The organism is Chitinophaga barathri (assembly GCF_003807585.1).
Taxonomy (GTDB): Bacteria; Bacteroidota; Bacteroidia; order Chitinophagales; family Chitinophagaceae; genus Chitinophaga; species Chitinophaga barathri.
The window spans coordinates 445,727-461,549 of the sequence record NZ_RMBX01000002.1; the positions used below are offsets into that span (position 1 = coordinate 445,727).

11 protein-coding genes are annotated in these 15,823 nt (G+C 52.3%); 3 read left to right on the forward strand and 8 right to left on the reverse strand.

Going from position 1 to position 15,823, the window contains the following annotated elements; all coding sequences use genetic code 11:
- The first annotated feature begins 175 nt into the window (after positions 1–175).
- Both EG028_RS04970 and EG028_RS04975 read left to right on the forward strand, forming a co-directional pair.
- Positions 176–1,066, forward strand: a complete 891-nt coding sequence (locus tag EG028_RS04970; protein ID WP_120515313.1) for a rhomboid family intramembrane serine protease — start codon at positions 176–178, stop codon at positions 1,064–1,066.
- Positions 1,067–1,142: 76 nt separating this feature from the next.
- Entirely contained in the window at positions 1,143–2,825 is a 1,683-nt protein-coding gene (locus EG028_RS04975) for an ATP-binding response regulator (protein WP_120515312.1), read from the forward strand.
- A 79-nt stretch (positions 2,826–2,904) separates the two neighbouring features.
- Here the strand turns inward: EG028_RS04975 and EG028_RS04980 are convergent, their stop codons facing one another.
- Both EG028_RS04980 and EG028_RS04985 read right to left on the reverse strand, forming a co-directional pair.
- Positions 2,905–4,191: a DUF3472 domain-containing protein gene (locus EG028_RS04980; RefSeq protein ID WP_162946291.1), complete on the reverse strand. Its 1,287-nt coding sequence runs from the start codon at positions 4,189–4,191 to the stop codon at positions 2,905–2,907.
- A 139-nt stretch (positions 4,192–4,330) separates the two neighbouring features.
- Complete coding sequence (locus EG028_RS04985; protein ID WP_120515310.1) at positions 4,331–4,828, reverse strand: DUF4251 domain-containing protein; 498 nt, start codon at positions 4,826–4,828, stop codon at positions 4,331–4,333.
- Positions 4,829–4,971: 143 nt separating this feature from the next.
- On the opposite strand from EG028_RS04985, the gene EG028_RS04990 reads away from it, so the two are divergent.
- Entirely contained in the window at positions 4,972–6,201 is a 1,230-nt protein-coding gene (locus tag EG028_RS04990; protein ID WP_120515309.1) for a 4-hydroxy-3-methylbut-2-enyl diphosphate reductase, read from the forward strand.
- A 439-nt stretch (positions 6,202–6,640) separates the two neighbouring features.
- Here the strand turns inward: EG028_RS04990 and EG028_RS04995 are convergent, their stop codons facing one another.
- The 6 genes from EG028_RS04995 to EG028_RS05020 all read right to left on the reverse strand — a co-directional run bounded on the left by EG028_RS04995 (position 6,641) and on the right by EG028_RS05020 (position 15,792).
- Complete coding sequence (locus tag EG028_RS04995) at positions 6,641–7,402, reverse strand: LytR/AlgR family response regulator transcription factor (protein WP_120515308.1); 762 nt, start codon at positions 7,400–7,402, stop codon at positions 6,641–6,643.
- Between the two features lie 35 nt (positions 7,403–7,437).
- Positions 7,438–9,390, reverse strand: coding sequence for a tetratricopeptide repeat-containing sensor histidine kinase (locus EG028_RS05000; RefSeq protein ID WP_162946289.1), 1,953 nt, complete (start codon positions 9,388–9,390; stop codon positions 7,438–7,440).
- A 665-nt stretch (positions 9,391–10,055) separates the two neighbouring features.
- The gene (gene cmk / locus EG028_RS05005; protein WP_120515306.1) at positions 10,056–10,745 is read right to left on the reverse strand and encodes a (d)CMP kinase; all 690 of its coding nucleotides are present in this window, start codon (positions 10,743–10,745) and stop codon (positions 10,056–10,058) included.
- A gap of 81 nt (positions 10,746–10,826) precedes the next feature.
- Positions 10,827–12,422: a T9SS type A sorting domain-containing protein gene (locus tag EG028_RS05010; protein WP_120515305.1), complete on the reverse strand. Its 1,596-nt coding sequence runs from the start codon at positions 12,420–12,422 to the stop codon at positions 10,827–10,829.
- Between the two features lie 18 nt (positions 12,423–12,440).
- Positions 12,441–13,964: a hypothetical protein gene (locus EG028_RS05015; RefSeq protein ID WP_120515304.1), complete on the reverse strand. Its 1,524-nt coding sequence runs from the start codon at positions 13,962–13,964 to the stop codon at positions 12,441–12,443.
- Positions 13,965–14,031: 67 nt separating this feature from the next.
- Positions 14,032–15,792, reverse strand: coding sequence for a hypothetical protein (locus EG028_RS05020; RefSeq protein WP_123864560.1), 1,761 nt, complete (start codon positions 15,790–15,792; stop codon positions 14,032–14,034).
- Between the last annotated feature and the right edge of the window lie 31 nt (positions 15,793–15,823).

A 15,823-nucleotide genomic window follows, 5' to 3' on the forward strand; every position in this document is an offset into this window, starting at 1 on the left:
TTTTAAGGGAGGCAAAGATACGGAGATTATCCCTTCCCGGCAATTTTATTTAGGCTAAATACCTGCTGTAAACGAACAGGTTACATATATTTTTGATAACCATCGGCTTACAGTCCTCATAGTCATTTCTCGCTGAAATGCAGGCGGGCAACCAATTTTTCTTTAATTTTCCGGTATGAACGGAACTTCCCTTACATCGGATTTCAAACACTGGGTAAAACAAGGCAACTCTATTACCATCCTGATCATCATTAACATTGTTGTTTTCCTGCTGTTCGCTCTTTCAGGTTTTATTTCCGGCGCCGGACTCAGCAGCGTGGGCGCTTTCCTGTACGACAACCTCGCGCTTCACACCCTCCCCTCCATTCTTATCAGGAAACCCTGGGGAATGATAACCACAGCATTTACACATGTAGGAGTCTGGCATATACTGGGAAATATGATCATCTTTTTCTTTTTCGGAAACCTCTTCCGGACCGAACTGGGAAACAAACGCGTAGTACCCCTCTACCTTCTCAGCGGCTTCCTCTGCTCCTGCGTGCTCGTACTTTTTTATAACCTGCTGCCCGGCCTCCGCGGCACGGACACCACCGGCATCGGCGCTTCCGGGGCCGTGATGTGCTTTCTCGTAGCAGCCGCCACCGTAATGCCCAACCTGGAGATAATGATCTTTTTTATACTCCGGGTCCGCATTAAATGGGTAGCGGCGGCCGTCGTGCTCATAGACCTGGTATCCCTCCCGCACGACAACTTCGGCGGCCACGTTGCCCACCTCACCGGCGCCGCCTTCGGGTACCTCTACGTCCGCCAGCTCCAGCACGGGCGCGACCTCGTAGCCCCCATCGCCCGTTTCTTCGACCGCATTGGCGAAATATTCACCAAAAAAGAACCCTCCACCCGTAATAAGTTCAAACCCAAAAAGTCGCCCCTCCGGGTAGTGCGGAACAATGAGCCCAGCCATGCCTCCCGCCTGGACCAGCTGCTGGATAAGATCAATGAAAAGGGATATAACAGCCTGACCACCGAGGAAAAAACCTGGCTGCGCAAGTACAGCGACGAGAAATAAAAATCCATTAACATCCGATTAACAGCCTGATCCCCCGAATTCGATAGTTTTCTGTCAGAATAAGACGGCCCCAATCATGGCTACAATCTGGTCCATACGAATACCGGGGATCATTTCGTCTATTGTTAGAACAGGCACAGGAGGCATAAACGACGAAGCCGCCGTTAAAAGCATAGTCCTCGTGAATACCCTGAGCGTCTCGCTCGGCAGCCTGATTTTAGTGATCGGCGCATTGTTCTGGTTTCTTACACAAAACCTGTTGATCCTTCTGCCAGCAACAGCAGAGTGTCTTATTGCATTCTCCGCCCTCCTGCTCAACCATTACCGCAGGTTCACCGCCGCCGCTTTACTGATCTTTTGCCTGCAATGCGCCGCTGTATTGTATTTCGGGATCGTATTGGGAGAAATACTGATGCTGCAGCTGATGGTCGTATTCCTCATCGCCGCTACCTATCTCATTTTCAACAGCACGGTCATCCGCCGTTGCTGCCTTGCCATGGCCATTGCAACACTGGCAACATTGGAAATATGTTATTTCAACGGCGTGACGGGCATCATTCCCCTCAGCCATACTACCGGTTTTATTTTCAAATGGTGCTCTATGGGCGGCGTGCTGCTGCTCATCATCGTGACGGGCAGGCAATACGTGCGCAGCAGCGATTTCAGGCGTGTGTTTTTTTACCAGATCACCCACGAACTGCGCACCCCGCTGAACGCGGTGATGCTGGCCGCACAGCTCATCAAACGCGAGCTGCGTTACAAGCCGGACGCGCGGAACATCGAAGCGCTCACCGATCATATGCTTGCAGCGGGCAGTACCGCGGGGAACATCCTGGCGAATGTACTGGACATGGCCCGGCATGAGTCCGGCAAAAGCGACAGTAATGAAGAAACGGTGATCCGCCTGCTGCCTTTTTTTGAAAACATCCTGCAAAGCCACCGGGTGATAGCCCTGTACCGCAACATCCAGCTGCGGTTCGAAATGGAGCATATGCCCGCCCTCATCAAAGGCGACCCGCATACGCTGCATGTGATCATGGCAAACCTGCTGTCCAACGCCATCCAGTATGGCAACAAACACAGCGAAGTGACCGTGCGTATTGAAGGCGCGCAAAATACCTGGCAGATACGCGTGACCAATACCGGCGCCGGTATTCCGAAAGACAAACTGGATCATATCTTCGAGCCGTTTGTAACGCACCGTAATGTGCAGGTGGAAGGCACCGGCCTGGGCCTGTTCATCACCCGCATCAAAACCATGGCGCTCGGCGGTAATATTGCCGTGAAAAGCACGCCGGGAGAATATACCACTTTCACCGTCACCCTGCCGCTGCGCGAAGGGGATGCGTCCATGCTGCCGGAAGAAACACAGGAAGAGCTGGAACATGCGTTTAACATGCACGTATTGATCGCGGACGACAACGATATGAACAATATCCTGCTGGCCAAATACCTGCGCCAGCTGGGCTGCCGCGTAACCATGACCATCAATGGGCTGGAAGCCCTGCAGCAGGCCGAAATAGAAACCCCTGACCTGATGATACTCGACTATCACATGCCGGTGATGGACGGGAAAGAAGCCTTGTTGCAGATGAAACAAACGGCCGGCCTGAAACACATCCCTGTGATCATGGCCACCGGGGACGCCTACCAGGATACCCGCCAGATACTGATGGACGCGGGCGCCGAAGCTTTCCTGCAAAAACCCATCAACTTCCACCAGCTGCATCACACCCTTCAGACCTGCCTGAAAAGATGATCCGGCGGCACCTTTTTAAAAAAGGTAAGCCCCGGGGAACCGGGGCCTGATCAGATTGTTTATCAGTAAACGTAAAATCCTATTCTCTTGGCAGACCCTCAAGGTCTACAACAGGCGGCGTTTTGACGGCCGGCCTGGTTTGAATGTCCCCTTTCTTCGTGGTGCCCACTTCGCGGAAACCGCCGGAGAACATGTAGAACATTCCATTTTCCACCCCGCTGCCGATATCGAACCGCGGATGTTTTTCGGCGTCGGCCGTGGTGGAAAAACGCGCCTGCGTCAGCTCTATCCACTGGCCGTTTGCGGTGCGGATCCACTGGTTGCCGTAGCGGGCTTTAAAAAGATCATCGCCGTTGGAACCGAAGTTTTCCACGAAAGAGTAAAGACCGGAAAGGTATTTCCCCGACTTCGGTTTGTCCCAGGTGGCCATAAATTTCCATTTAGACGTTGCAGGGTCATAAAACCATGCGGAATAAACGGTATGATCGCCTGAAGGTTTTCCCCGCAGCAATAATTTATAAGTGGTTTCGGCTTTCCAGTTGAAGCGCCAGTAGCTCTGGCCACCTGAACCTTCATTCCCGAAATCGTTCACGGTTACGTCCGCCCCTTTTTTGATCAGCTTCACCCGGTATTCCTCCGGAATGTCCTTCGGATTGTCCGTACTGAACGCGCTCCACACTGAAAACAGCACGCGGCGCTCCGTGGGGGAATTGATCTGGATACCAAAGTACCCGCCGCTCCAGCCATTCACCATGTAATAGGCGTGTAGCGGCTGCGCGTCCGCCGGTACGGATATCTCGTTGTAGAACCACTCCGCCAGCGTATCCTTCGGGAAGGGGTAGCTGAGATGGGTGGCGGGTGCGCTTTTATATTGACTGGTATTCGCTTTTGCACCTTCGGCCGCATCGCCTTTCAGCACCAGCGCCGTAATATCCGGCAGTTGTGTGCTTTTGCTGTCCGCGGCGGTCACTTTCACAAAATGATACCCGGGCTGCTTCACGCTGAAGGTACCAACGGGCAGCGTTACGAGGCCTTCGGTGGCCGGCACGCTCAGCACCATCTCCCTGCCTTCCAGCTCCACCTTCAGCTTCGCGGGGGCTGAGGATTTCAGGGTGAGCGATACATCCAGCTTACCCGTCTTCGCGGTCACAAAATAGGTCCGCGAAAAGAGGCTGGCGTCTTTCCAGGCGGTAAGGCCGTTGCGGGAAATGTATCCCGTACCGCGGTCCGCCTTAGGATACACGTACCCATTGCTGTACAGGGTAACTACGGTGGAATCGCCCGAAGGAAGGCGCTCCGCCCTGGCAGGCAGCGCAAAGGCGGCCAGCAGTAACAGTGACAGTGAATTGCTGCAATACTTTATCATATACAAACCGGAGTATTTATTCCGGAAGATAATACGGCGATTATATAAAGCGTACGCTTTACGCGTAACAAAAGACCGCATAAGGATAATGTATTCCGGGCCGTTTACCCGATTTGTCTGCCTACGGTCATGCATCCGCTCATTCTTTCTCTGCGATATTTCCCTGGTAGGAGATCGGTTGCCTGCTCCTGGGCGTGAGGTGAAGGGTAGCCGAGCCGTTCTTCAGAACGTTCAGCACGATCAGGCTCACGTTGGTGGAATTGTGCAGCGGGATGGTCACGTCCCAGCCGCCTTTTTTCCTTTCCTTGACTGAATAATCGATATTGCCCGCCTTAAAAGTAAAACCCGTCTGGCTGAAATCGGTGACGGCCTGGTGGCCACGCCCCACGTAGGGCAGGTTCAGCTGCACGCTGTCCGTCCTGATCCGGAAAGTATAGTTCTCTCCCGCCATGGGCAAGTTTTGCCCGCCCGGGGCCATTACTGACTGTACGAAGAAAATAAACTGCCTGCTGTCTATGAGCTTTTTTACCGCCTGGGCAATGAGAGAATCCCGGAAGTGTTTAGGGCTCTGAGCCCGGGTTACGGATACTGCAAAGAGCAGGCATAAGCCTGTCAGCAAGATTTTGGATGTTTTCAACGCATAGGTTTTTTAAGGCCATTACAAGATAAGTATAAAATGTGTGAATGCGAAAAAAAGGATTCCGGAAAACGGGTAGTTTTTCTAGCTTAATAGTTTCGTAATTTTGCACCAAACCCGGGGAGGCCCGGCCAGACCAACGCATGAAAACATTCAACGTACCCATCATATACCGCAGCCCGCTGATCTCCGCCATCAAACAGCAAAGAAAACAGCAGGACCGCATGAAGAAAGACTTCAGCCCTACCCTCCTGGATTTTGGACCGCTCCGTATATTGCTGGCCCGGCATTTCGGGTTCTGCTACGGCGTGGAGAACGCCATCGAGATCGCATTCAGGACCGTGGAGGAAAACGAGGGCAAACGTATCTTCCTGCTCAGTGAAATGATCCACAACCCCCAGGTGAACAGCGATCTGCTGAGCCGTGGCGTACGTTTCCTGATGGATACTTCCGGTAAACAGCTGATCCCCTGGGAAGACCTCCGGCCGGACGATATCGTGATCATCCCCGCCTTTGGCACCACCCTCGAGATAGAATCCAGGCTGCAATCGCTGGGTATCACACCCTTACAGTACAATACCACCTGCCCTTTCGTGGAAAGGGTATGGAACAAAGCAGAGCAGATCGGCGCGAAAGAATACACCGTGATCGTACATGGCAAACCCAAACACGAGGAAACCCGGGCCACCTTCTCCCACAGCCGTTCCCATACGCCCACCATCGTGGTGAAAGACATGGAGCAGACGCATCGCCTGGCGGCCTATATCAAAGGCGAAACGCCGGCGGAGGGCTTTTACGAAGAGTTCAAGGGGCAGTATTCCGAAGGTTTTGATGTGACCAGACACCTGGAACGCGTGGGCGTGGTGAACCAGACCACTATGCTGGCATCCGAAACGCAGGCCATCGCGGATTATGTGAAACAGGCCATCCAGGAGAAATATGCACTGCCGGAAGACCGCATCTCCGAAAGGTTTGCCGATACCCGGGACACGCTTTGTTATGCCACGAACGACAACCAGACGGCCGTGACCGGTATGCTGGAATCCGCCGCGGACCTGGCAATCGTGGTGGGCGGCTATAACAGTTCCAACACCTCCCACCTCGTGGAACTATGTGAAGAAAAACTCCCTACTTATTTTATATCATCCGAGGAAAAACTTCTTTCCCGGAATGAACTGCTCCACTATGACTTCCATCATAGCCAGGAACTGCACAGCTTTCGTTTCCTCCCGGAAAAAGAACCGGTGACCCTCCTGCTCACGAGCGGGGCCAGCTGCCCCGACGCTATCGTGGAAGCGGTGATACGGAAACTATTGTCGTTTTACGGGCTGGAAGAAAAGGTTGATGAAGCAGCGGCGGCTTTTGCTGGGTAATTCCGTCTTTTCAAAGGCACCAGCGAAGCGGAAACCGCTTTAGCTGATAACTGGTAAGCCCGGTTTGGTGATTTCCGGTGAACTGGAGATTGTTATATCCGGGTATTTTATCCTCCGGGGTTCATTTCTTACAATCGGTTGCGGAGCACCCACCTATCCGCGAAAGTTATTCCATGACTTATGCCCGGCACCTTGAAATCCACTACAGGCTTAATAAAAACAAAAAAGACACCAGAAGGTGCCTTTTTCCTTTGGGGCTAATCAAACGCTAGTAATGCAGAGAAAATTCTTATTCGTTGTAACAAACAATCGACTTTCTTTTTGTGTGATACAAAAGTAATACGCCGTTGAGCAGTCTGCAACCGGTATTTAATATCCGGTATCGTATAGGCGATAACTGGCAAGAATGAGCATAAAATTGGATGCGGAAATACGGCGTTTAGAAATGCATCGCCTTTTTCAGGAATTCCGCCTTACGCCGGCGTGACACTTCTACCTGTGTGCCGTCGCTCATCAGCGCGAAACCTCCTTCGCCCTGCAGGTAGGAATCCATCTGCTGAAGATTGATCAGGTGAGAATTATGCACACGGAAAAAATCCACATCCGTGAGCAGCTCTTCAAATTCCTTCAGCGGTTTGGACACCAGCAGCTGCTTTTTGTCCGTAAAAAATATCTTGGTATAGTTGCCGGTGGATTCGCAGCGCACAATGTTCTGCACGGGCATAAACACCAGGCCGTTGATGGTCGGCAGCGCGATCTTTTTATTCGTCTGCTGCAAAGTTTTCATGTTCTGCAAAAACACTTCCAGCGGCGCGATAGCAGTATCCTGCTTTTGCATGCGCCTTTCATGGAATTTGCGGAGCGCTTCCTGCAATTCCTGTACACTAAAAGGTTTGAGCAGGTAATCCAGTGCGTTGAACTTGATGGCTTTCAGCGCGTATTGTTCGTAAGCGGTGGTGAATATCACGTCAAAGGTGACCTTATCAAACAGCTTCAACAATTCGAACCCGTTCTGATGCGGCATTTCCACATCCAGGAACACAAGGTCCGGCTGCAGCTCGTCTATCAGCTGCCGGGCTTCCCGAACGCTGTTCACCCCGGCCAGTACGGTCACTTCCGGGCATTTTTTCTGCAGCATCGCCTGCAATGCATCAATACAGTGCTGCTCATCGTCAACGATAATGGCTTTGATCTCGCTCATGTGTGATGTAATTTATTATTCTCTGCAACCTTATTTTAAAACAGGAACTCTGCCGGCAATACGATCCTCACCTGCGTGCCGGTGGCCTGCCCCCCATTGTCCCGCAGGTCCAGGATCTCCACGTTTGCATCTTTGGTATTATTGATCTTGCGGATCAGGGCAATGCGGCCTTCCGTCACTTTCATCCCCATGGAATTGTGCATCCTGTCTTTTTTCTCCTTGATCTCCATCGCCATCTTGCGGCCGATGCCGTTGTCCGTCACCACCACTTCCAGCACTTTCCCTTTGAGCGACACGGATATTTCAAGCCGGCCCTTTGCCTCCCGGTGCACCAGCCCATGCCAGATAGCATTCTCCACGTAAGGCTGGATGATCATCGGCGGGATGAGCACTTCTTCCTCGTTGATATTTTCACCCACGGCTATGTGGTAATCAAATATGTTGTTGCAGCGCAGCGCCTCCAGGTCCAGGTAAAGACGGAGCGAATCCAGTTCTTTATTCAGCGGGATGAAGGTATGCTGACTGTTGTCCAGTATCATGCGCATCAGTTTGGAGAACTTGGTGAGGTAGTCGCTGGCTTCCTCCTGGTTGTTGCTCCAGATGTAGCGGTGGATGGAACTGAGGGAATTAAAAATAAAGTGCGGGTTCATCTGCGAACGCAGCGATCGCAGCTCCAGCTGGAGGGTCTGCCGGTTTGCCTGCAGGTTCCGGTGGCGGATGTAAAAGAACCCGCCTACGATGAGCATGAACAGGAAACCCGCCAGGGCGATGGCCAGGGCAAGGTTTCGCCGGATACGCAGCTGGTTGAGGTCCTGGGCGCGTTGCAGCTCCTTGATCTGGTTGTCTTTCCGGTATACCTCATGCATAGCCTTCATCTGGGCGAATTCGGTGCTGGAGCGTTCTTCCAGGATGCTGTCCTTGTATTGAAGGGAAAGATTGGTATTGTCCAGCGACTGGGCATAGTCGCCCTCGCGTTTGTAATTGTCCGCCATGGCCTTATAACCTTCCATCAGCACGCTTTTAAAACCCCACTGATGCCCGAGTTCAAGCGCCTGGCGGATATGGTGCCGGGCGTCCTCGTATTTGCCCTGTTCGTTCAGCAGCCTGCCGATGCTAAGATAACTTTCGGCCACGTGCACCTTATCGTCCACCCGGTCGTTCACCTCCAGGGCTTTTTGCAGGTAATCCATGGCCAGGGGGTAATTTTTCTTTTTCTGGTAGGCCGTGCCCAGGCAGGTGTAGCAGATGGACATGCCGGTGGAGTTGCCCAGCCGCTGGTTCACGGCCAGGGACCGTTCGTAATAATCGATGGCGAGGTCCAGTTTGCCAAGATATTCGTAAGCATACCCGAGGTTGCCGAGGTTGATGGCCACGCCCAGCTCATTGTCGCTTTCCTGCTCCAGGCGAAGGCTGCGGGTGAATTCGCGGATGGCATCCTCGTATTTGCCGTCACTGAGATTGATATTGCCGATGGAGTTCGTCGCGATGGTGATATTACGGACGTCGTTGATCTTTTCGGCCAGCTTCAGGGCGCGGAAGTGGTAATCGAAGGCTTTCTCCAGCATGTCGCGCCGGCGGTAATCCACACCTATGTTGTTGAGAGACACTGCGATAAGGCGGTCGTTGCGGCTGTCTTCCGCGGCGGCCAGCGCCTTTTCGTGGTATTCTGTGGCCAGGATGTACTGGCTTTTATTACGTTTGGAGGTACCCATTTCGTTATAGGCGTCCGCCAGGCCTTTATTGTATTTTATACGGGAACTAAGGGTGATGGCTTCCAGGAGGAAAGGATTTTCCTGGTTTTTGCGGTCGAAATAACGGTAGAAGTTTTTGGATTGGGCCATGAAGGTATTCACCTTGAGGGTATCGTCCGCCATTTTTTTAACGGAATCGAGACTGCGGAACGCCAATACGGAATCCTGCGCGGAGGAATTGATTCCGCAGCACAGGAGCAACAGGCATGACAGGTAAAAGAGCCCTCTTTTAGACATGGTATCAGGTAAAAAAACAGCTGCTTTTCCGCCTGCGACCATTAGGGGTCAGCGTTATCAGGCAAACAGCCTTCACAAGGTAAAATTTAATTGCGATATGTAAGTGTCCGTTTATAGCGGCTTAAAAAAGCGAAGGGGCGAAAGAATTCGCCCCTTTCCTATTAACCGAATACACCTACTGAAAATATGAAACAGGGCACTAGCCCGTATTCCACATTGCGTTTTACAACGGCCTGAGCACCAAGGCCCAGGGATGTCTGATATATATCACAGTTCGTTTATAGACGGTTAATAGCATGGTCTTTTTTGCATAATACAAATCCGGATATGGCTTCAAAAGCCTTTGGACTAACACAGGAACCAAACGTGTTGCGTCGGCAAAGTTACCGGGTCCGCTATGCGTTATCCGGGAGCTTTTGTCAGATCCTTATCTGACGGCTACAAAGTTCAGGTTCTTTTCCAGGTATAAAGTTTCTTCTGGTCCAATAGTATCAGCGGCATGTATCGACTACTATCCATTCATATCATGGAATGCAGGGCAAAGACCATTAAATAGCAGGAATTTCGGAGGATGAGGTTATTATTACATTAATAGCTAACGCTAAAGGGAGGCTGCTCCCTTAACAAATCAAAGATAATAACGTTTTTTGATATACAAAAAAAATTCAAGAAGAATGTGCCATTATCGCGTCTTCCACCCACTGCAGCACGAGATCCAGCTGTTCAGGCATGGTCAGCTGGCTGTTGTCCAGGATTATCGCATCATCCGCCTTGCGCAGGGGGCTTACTTCCCTGTTTGAGTCGATGTAGTCGCGGAGTTCGAGGTTTTCTTTCACTTCATGCAGTGTGATATTCCTGTTTTTCTCATACAGTTCCTTGAACCTGCGTTCCACGCGGATGGCGGGGTCCGCCGTCATAAAGATCTTCAGTTCGGCATGCGGGAATACGACGGTGCCGATGTCGCGGCCATCCATTACAATGCCTCTTTCTTTGCCCATCTTCTGCTGCTGTGCCACGGCAAACTCACGCACTTCGCGGACTGCCGCCACTTCGCTCACCTTTTCCGCTACCAGCATTTCACGGATCAGCGGCTCCACGTTCTCGTCATTGAGGTACATGTCGCTCTGGCCGGTGATCTGGTTGTGGATGAATTCGAGATGGATACTGCGCAGCGCCTCTTTCACGGCTTCCGCATCGTTCCAGTTCACGGTGTGCTGAATAAAATAAAGGGTGATGGCGCGGTACATCGCGCCACTGTCGATATACAAATAGCCCAGTTTCTTAGCCAGTTGTTTGGCTAATGTGCTCTTCCCGCAGGAGGAGTATCCGTCTATCGTAATGGTTATTTTTTTCAAGCCCCGGTTTTTAGGATGTGCATTGGCTGGGATGCCTCTGCAAAGTTGCCGTAAATCCCGGAAAAATCAAAGAGATTATTGCTATCTGTCTATCACCACCACCTTGTGCGTACGCATGAGGCGGTTCGTGCCTTTTTCGTAGAATACGAGGAGGTAGGTGCCTTTGGCCAGCCCGTCTATACGCAGGTCCCGCTCGCCGGCGATGGTAAACTGTTCTATCAGTTGACCCAGTGCGTTCATAAGATGCATATTGATCTCCGTCTGCTCCCCGCGGATCCGTACAGTGAACTGGCCCCGGTTCGGGTTCGGGAACACTTCTATGCGCAGGAACGGCGGCACCGCTTTGATCTCTGAATAACTCACGCGGCCATTGCTGCGGCCTACGGCTTTGATGCGGTAATAACTCCAGCCATCGTGACTGTTCGGGTCCACATAACGGTAGTCCAGGCGGGTGTTGATATTGCCATTAGGCGCGAGGGAGCCCAGCTGGCCCACTTTCACGAAACCGGTGTCATTGTCCAGCCGGCGCTCTATTTCGAAATAGGCGTTGTTCAGCTCGCGGGACACGGACCATTCCAGCTGCGCGAAGTTTTCGTTCAGGCGCCAGGCGTTGAAATAAATAAAAACAGCAGGTGCATACGGCCCGTAGAGGATAGAGGCCTTTGTAAAATATTCGTTGCTGCGGATGCCGTCCCTGAACCGGCGGACGTGCATCGTGGCGTTTCTCAGTGTATTGGTGGTAGTGAGGTTGCCCGCGGTGGGGAAAGTTTCAGGCTCCATGTAATCCCATGCGTTGTTCACAAATCGTGTTACGTAGCTGGAAGAGCGCTGGGAATAATAATCCCGCCCCTCGTCCGCATCCATGTGCTGGAGCGTGAGATTGGCTTCGGAAGCGTCCGTTCTGCCACGGGACATGTTCCAGGTTTTGTTGGTAAAATCCAGTTTGTTCACCAGGCCGGAGATGGCGTATTGATACACGCTGTCGAACACCCTTGCTTTAAAATCATCCGCCGATCCCGCATATTCGATAGCGGCGGGCGCATAGGTGGCGGGTGAGGTACCGATGGGGAACACCACTTTGCCGGCGGCGGCGTTGATCTGTTCCCGGTATACAAAGCCCCCGGCGATGCTGCTGCCGGTGATGATGAAGGACTGCTCGCTGTAACCGGTCACGGTGCCGGGATTGCCGTTTCCTATCACGAGGTTCCAGCCGTTGAGGAAAAGGTGGCCGGTGGAAAAGTTCAGGTTATTGCGCACTTTCATATCGCTCAGGTCGCTGAGTAATATGCCAAGCCGGTTGTTCACATCAAAATTGGGGAAAGTGGCGCCCAGGCGGCTGGTTACGTTGTAACCGCCAAATAGTTGTTGTGCGCCGAGGTTCCCGTAAAGCGGGTTATTGCCTGAGAAGCGGAACAGCCCGCCTCTCCCGGTGAAGCCGTTGGTGCTTTCATCGGGCAGGGTACCGCCGGTGCCATTGTTCCAGGTTTTGCCGAAGAAGTTGATCACGGCCGTCTGGTTGCTGCCAAAAGCCCCGTCGTTCACTACATTACCGTATATGGACATTACCTCGCCGGAAGACACCTGGATGCGGGCGCCCGGCGCGATGTACACGCCCTGCTGCGCGCGCATGAGCAGCGGCAGGAGGAGAAGGAATGATATGTGGAGAAGGCGTTTCATGTCAGCGTCAGCCTGCGTTTAAAATTGTGATATAATGATCCACTGGTCGTTGCCGGTAGCCTGGATGGTCCAGCAGCGAACCGCGGCGCCGGTGTAACTAAGGTCTGTACCTGCGCCCGCCGCATCGATCCTGTCTGTGCCCATGGGCGACAAAGCGAAAGTCCTGTTATTGGTGATCGCTTTTTTAAACACCAATACCCTACCGATGCAGGTGGACGCATCCGGCAAATTAATAGTAGCATTGGCATTCGCCGTCATCACAATTGTATAATCGGTGGCTGCAACATTATAGTTTCCCGTGATATTGGTCACGTTGTAGATCATCTGCGTATTAAAGTTCGTAGCACCTTCACCGGTGATGGATACACGCGCGGTATTTGCGGTGCTGAATACGATCGCGCGGGCATCTTCCTGGTTAAAGTTAACACTGTCTGTACCTCTTTCCAGCACGGAGAATTTGATCTTGGCCGGATGGCTGAGGAACTTGTACCAGGTGCTGGTGGCTACGTTGTTTCTTTCGCCACCGCGGAAATAAGCGTTGTGATCATTCAGGTTGAACTGCCCGTAATAAGTGCTGCCTACCGCCTGCATCATCATGCTGAACCATGCGCCTTCGTTCGGGATCGGGTTCACAGGTACACCCGCTACGTCTGTCTGTATCACACTGCTGCCATTGTTGAGGTAGCCATTGTAATCCCTTACCACTTCGCCTTCACCAGTACCGTTTGTGGTGGCAAGATACATGGGCATACCGCTGCGTTGTTTGCCGGAAACCGCCCAGTCCGTCCCATTGCTTACCAGGCGGAGGGAATAACCCGGCGCCAGTGAAAGGGTGGGATTGGCGGCGCCCTGCGTTCTTACATTCGCTCCCGCGAAGATTACGGTGCCTGTATTGTAAGCTACAATTTCGATCGCCCTGCCAGTCTGGCCGGCGGCGGATTGCAGTGTGAAAGTCGCGTCTGTTGTATTGTTCATGATCACGACGTTGCTGGAATCCGCCATGGTATAGTTACCGGCGGATGTTGCGAGGTTCGTGCTCATGGAGCCGTTCACATGCAGGCGGGCGTTTGGCGCATCGGTGCCAATGCCTACCCTTCCGTTTGCGGAAATACGCGCGGCTTCGGTGTTGTTTGTTTTGAATATCAAAGGCTGGGCGTTTGTGGAGCCCAAATAATTTACGGAGGGGTTAATGTTGTTGTTACCTGTGAAAGTCCAGGTACTGCCGGTACCGCCTACTTCCTGCATGGCTACCCATGAGCTGGTGGTAGGGCCGGTCTTTTTCCGGATGTAAAGATTGTTGTCCGTCAGATTATAGACGATCATGCCGGCGGCTGCAGTGTCCAGCGGATGTGCGGCAAGCGCGGCGGCGTTGATGCGGGGAAGCAGCAGGCCTTTTTTGGTATGGCTTAATTCCAGGATGGCGTCAGCCCTTTGTTCATTGGTACCGCCGAATTTCATTTGCGCGGTAGCCGGAATAATGGTCAGCCCGAGTGCGAGGGAGAGAAGGGCTGTTTTCCAAATTTTGGTGTAGAGATAGGTCATTGGGATAGTATTTGGATTATAAAGGAACGGCTACGGTTATACGTAACCGTTCCTTTCAATCAAAATTTTAGTAATTGGAAGCAGATCTGCTGAGTACTTCCCAGGTAGTACCCATAGAGATGAGGGTTACGGAGAAGTAAGGTTCGTCAATATCGATAGTGGCACGACCGCTGATTTGTTTACCGCCGTCGTCAGAGATTTTGATGATACTGTTATCCGTTCCTACCGCCGGGATCCTCCTGATGATATAGATCCTGCCCAGGTTGTCCGCGGAAGCTGTAGGGACGGTCACACTCAGTTCAGCAGCTAAAGTACCAGCCACCTGCACAATATAATCGGTCGCAAGTACCGCTCCGGAACCGCCTGGCAGTGTACGCACTTTCACTGACATGGAACCGTTGAGATTGAAGTTTGAAGTAGAATTTCCAACACCTACCGTCAGGCTGTCCCTGAAGGTCTTTTCGCCTCCGAAAGTCTGGGGGGCGGTGTTAACCAAACCACGGCTGCCACCGCTTGCGCTGGGAATGTTGAAAGTTACACCGGTGGCGGTGGTTGCTATATTGAAGTTTGTACCGGCGGAATCTAATGCGAAGTTCAGTTTACCGTCAGGTGCAGCAGAAGCTCCGGTAGCTGCCCCGTTTGCTGTGATAGTTTTGACACCGCTGCCAAGCCTGGTAGGGTCAATGGACAGTTTTTTCACTTCGCTGCTGCCTTCTTTAACGAGCACGTCTACTGTAGTAGCTGCTGCGCTGACGTCTGATGTGATATCGATGTTCAGTTTAGCTTTCGTGGTGATGTTGCCCTCAGTGATCAGGCCGCCATTGCCACCGTTTACATTGGTAATAGCGATGTCGCCGTCAAAGGTCTTGGTACCCGCGAAAGTCTGGTTTCCTACGGTTACCACACCAGGGTTGGTTTCGGTAGCGGGAAACAGGGAGAGTATCCATTTGCCGTCAGCACCGGCTGCTACGTCTTTTTCCAGTTTAGCGGATTTAGCGCCTGCAACTGCGTCAGCAGGGGTCAGGTCCTTCACGGTGAAACCGGTAGCGCTGGTGATGTTATTCAGTTTGTCCCAATCAGCTTTGGTCATGAAACCGTAGGTCTGGCTGGCACCACCTAACATCGTCGGGAAGGTCAGGGTCACGTTCTGGCCTGAGCCTGCGGCAGAAGCCGTGTTTACCGTATTAGAGGGCGAAGCGGCACCCTGGAGTAACGCGTCCCCTTTTACAGCGTTCAGAGAAGTCACAGAAGTGAGCGAAAGGTTTTGTTTCTGCACCACGCCATCAGAACCGATCATCAACACATCGTTCACTCCTGCGCCTGCCACATCCACATTAGCGTAAGGGATGGTAAGACGGCCGGTAGTGGCAAATGTCATAACTGAGCTACCATTCAGTTTAAAGTCCAGGGGCACAGTAGGCACGCCTGTGGGAGTACCGAAGAAGCTGCCGGTAGTCGCATTCGCGTTACCACCCATTTTCCAGGGAGAGCCGCCTGATCCGTCATCTTCCTGCATCTTGGTCCAGTCCGCATCCGTGTTGCCGGTACCGGTTTTAAAGTAGAAGCCCTTTCCATTCGGGTGGGAACTGGCGTCGGTCAGGTAGATCACCATACCCGGCGTAACGTTCCTTGTTTTCAAAAAGGTATAGCCTGTGGCGTTTAAACGGGGAAGCAGGAAACCTTTACGGTTGCTTTCCAGTTCGAGGATCGCATCAGGGTTCACAAATGCGGGATCACCCCCGATTTTGACCTGTGCTTTCAGTTTGTTGTAAGAAAAAAACAACAGTGATGCCATTATGAGGCTGGCAATGCGTAACGACTTTCTCATAGGTAATAGGTTAAAAAATATGACTTGTTAG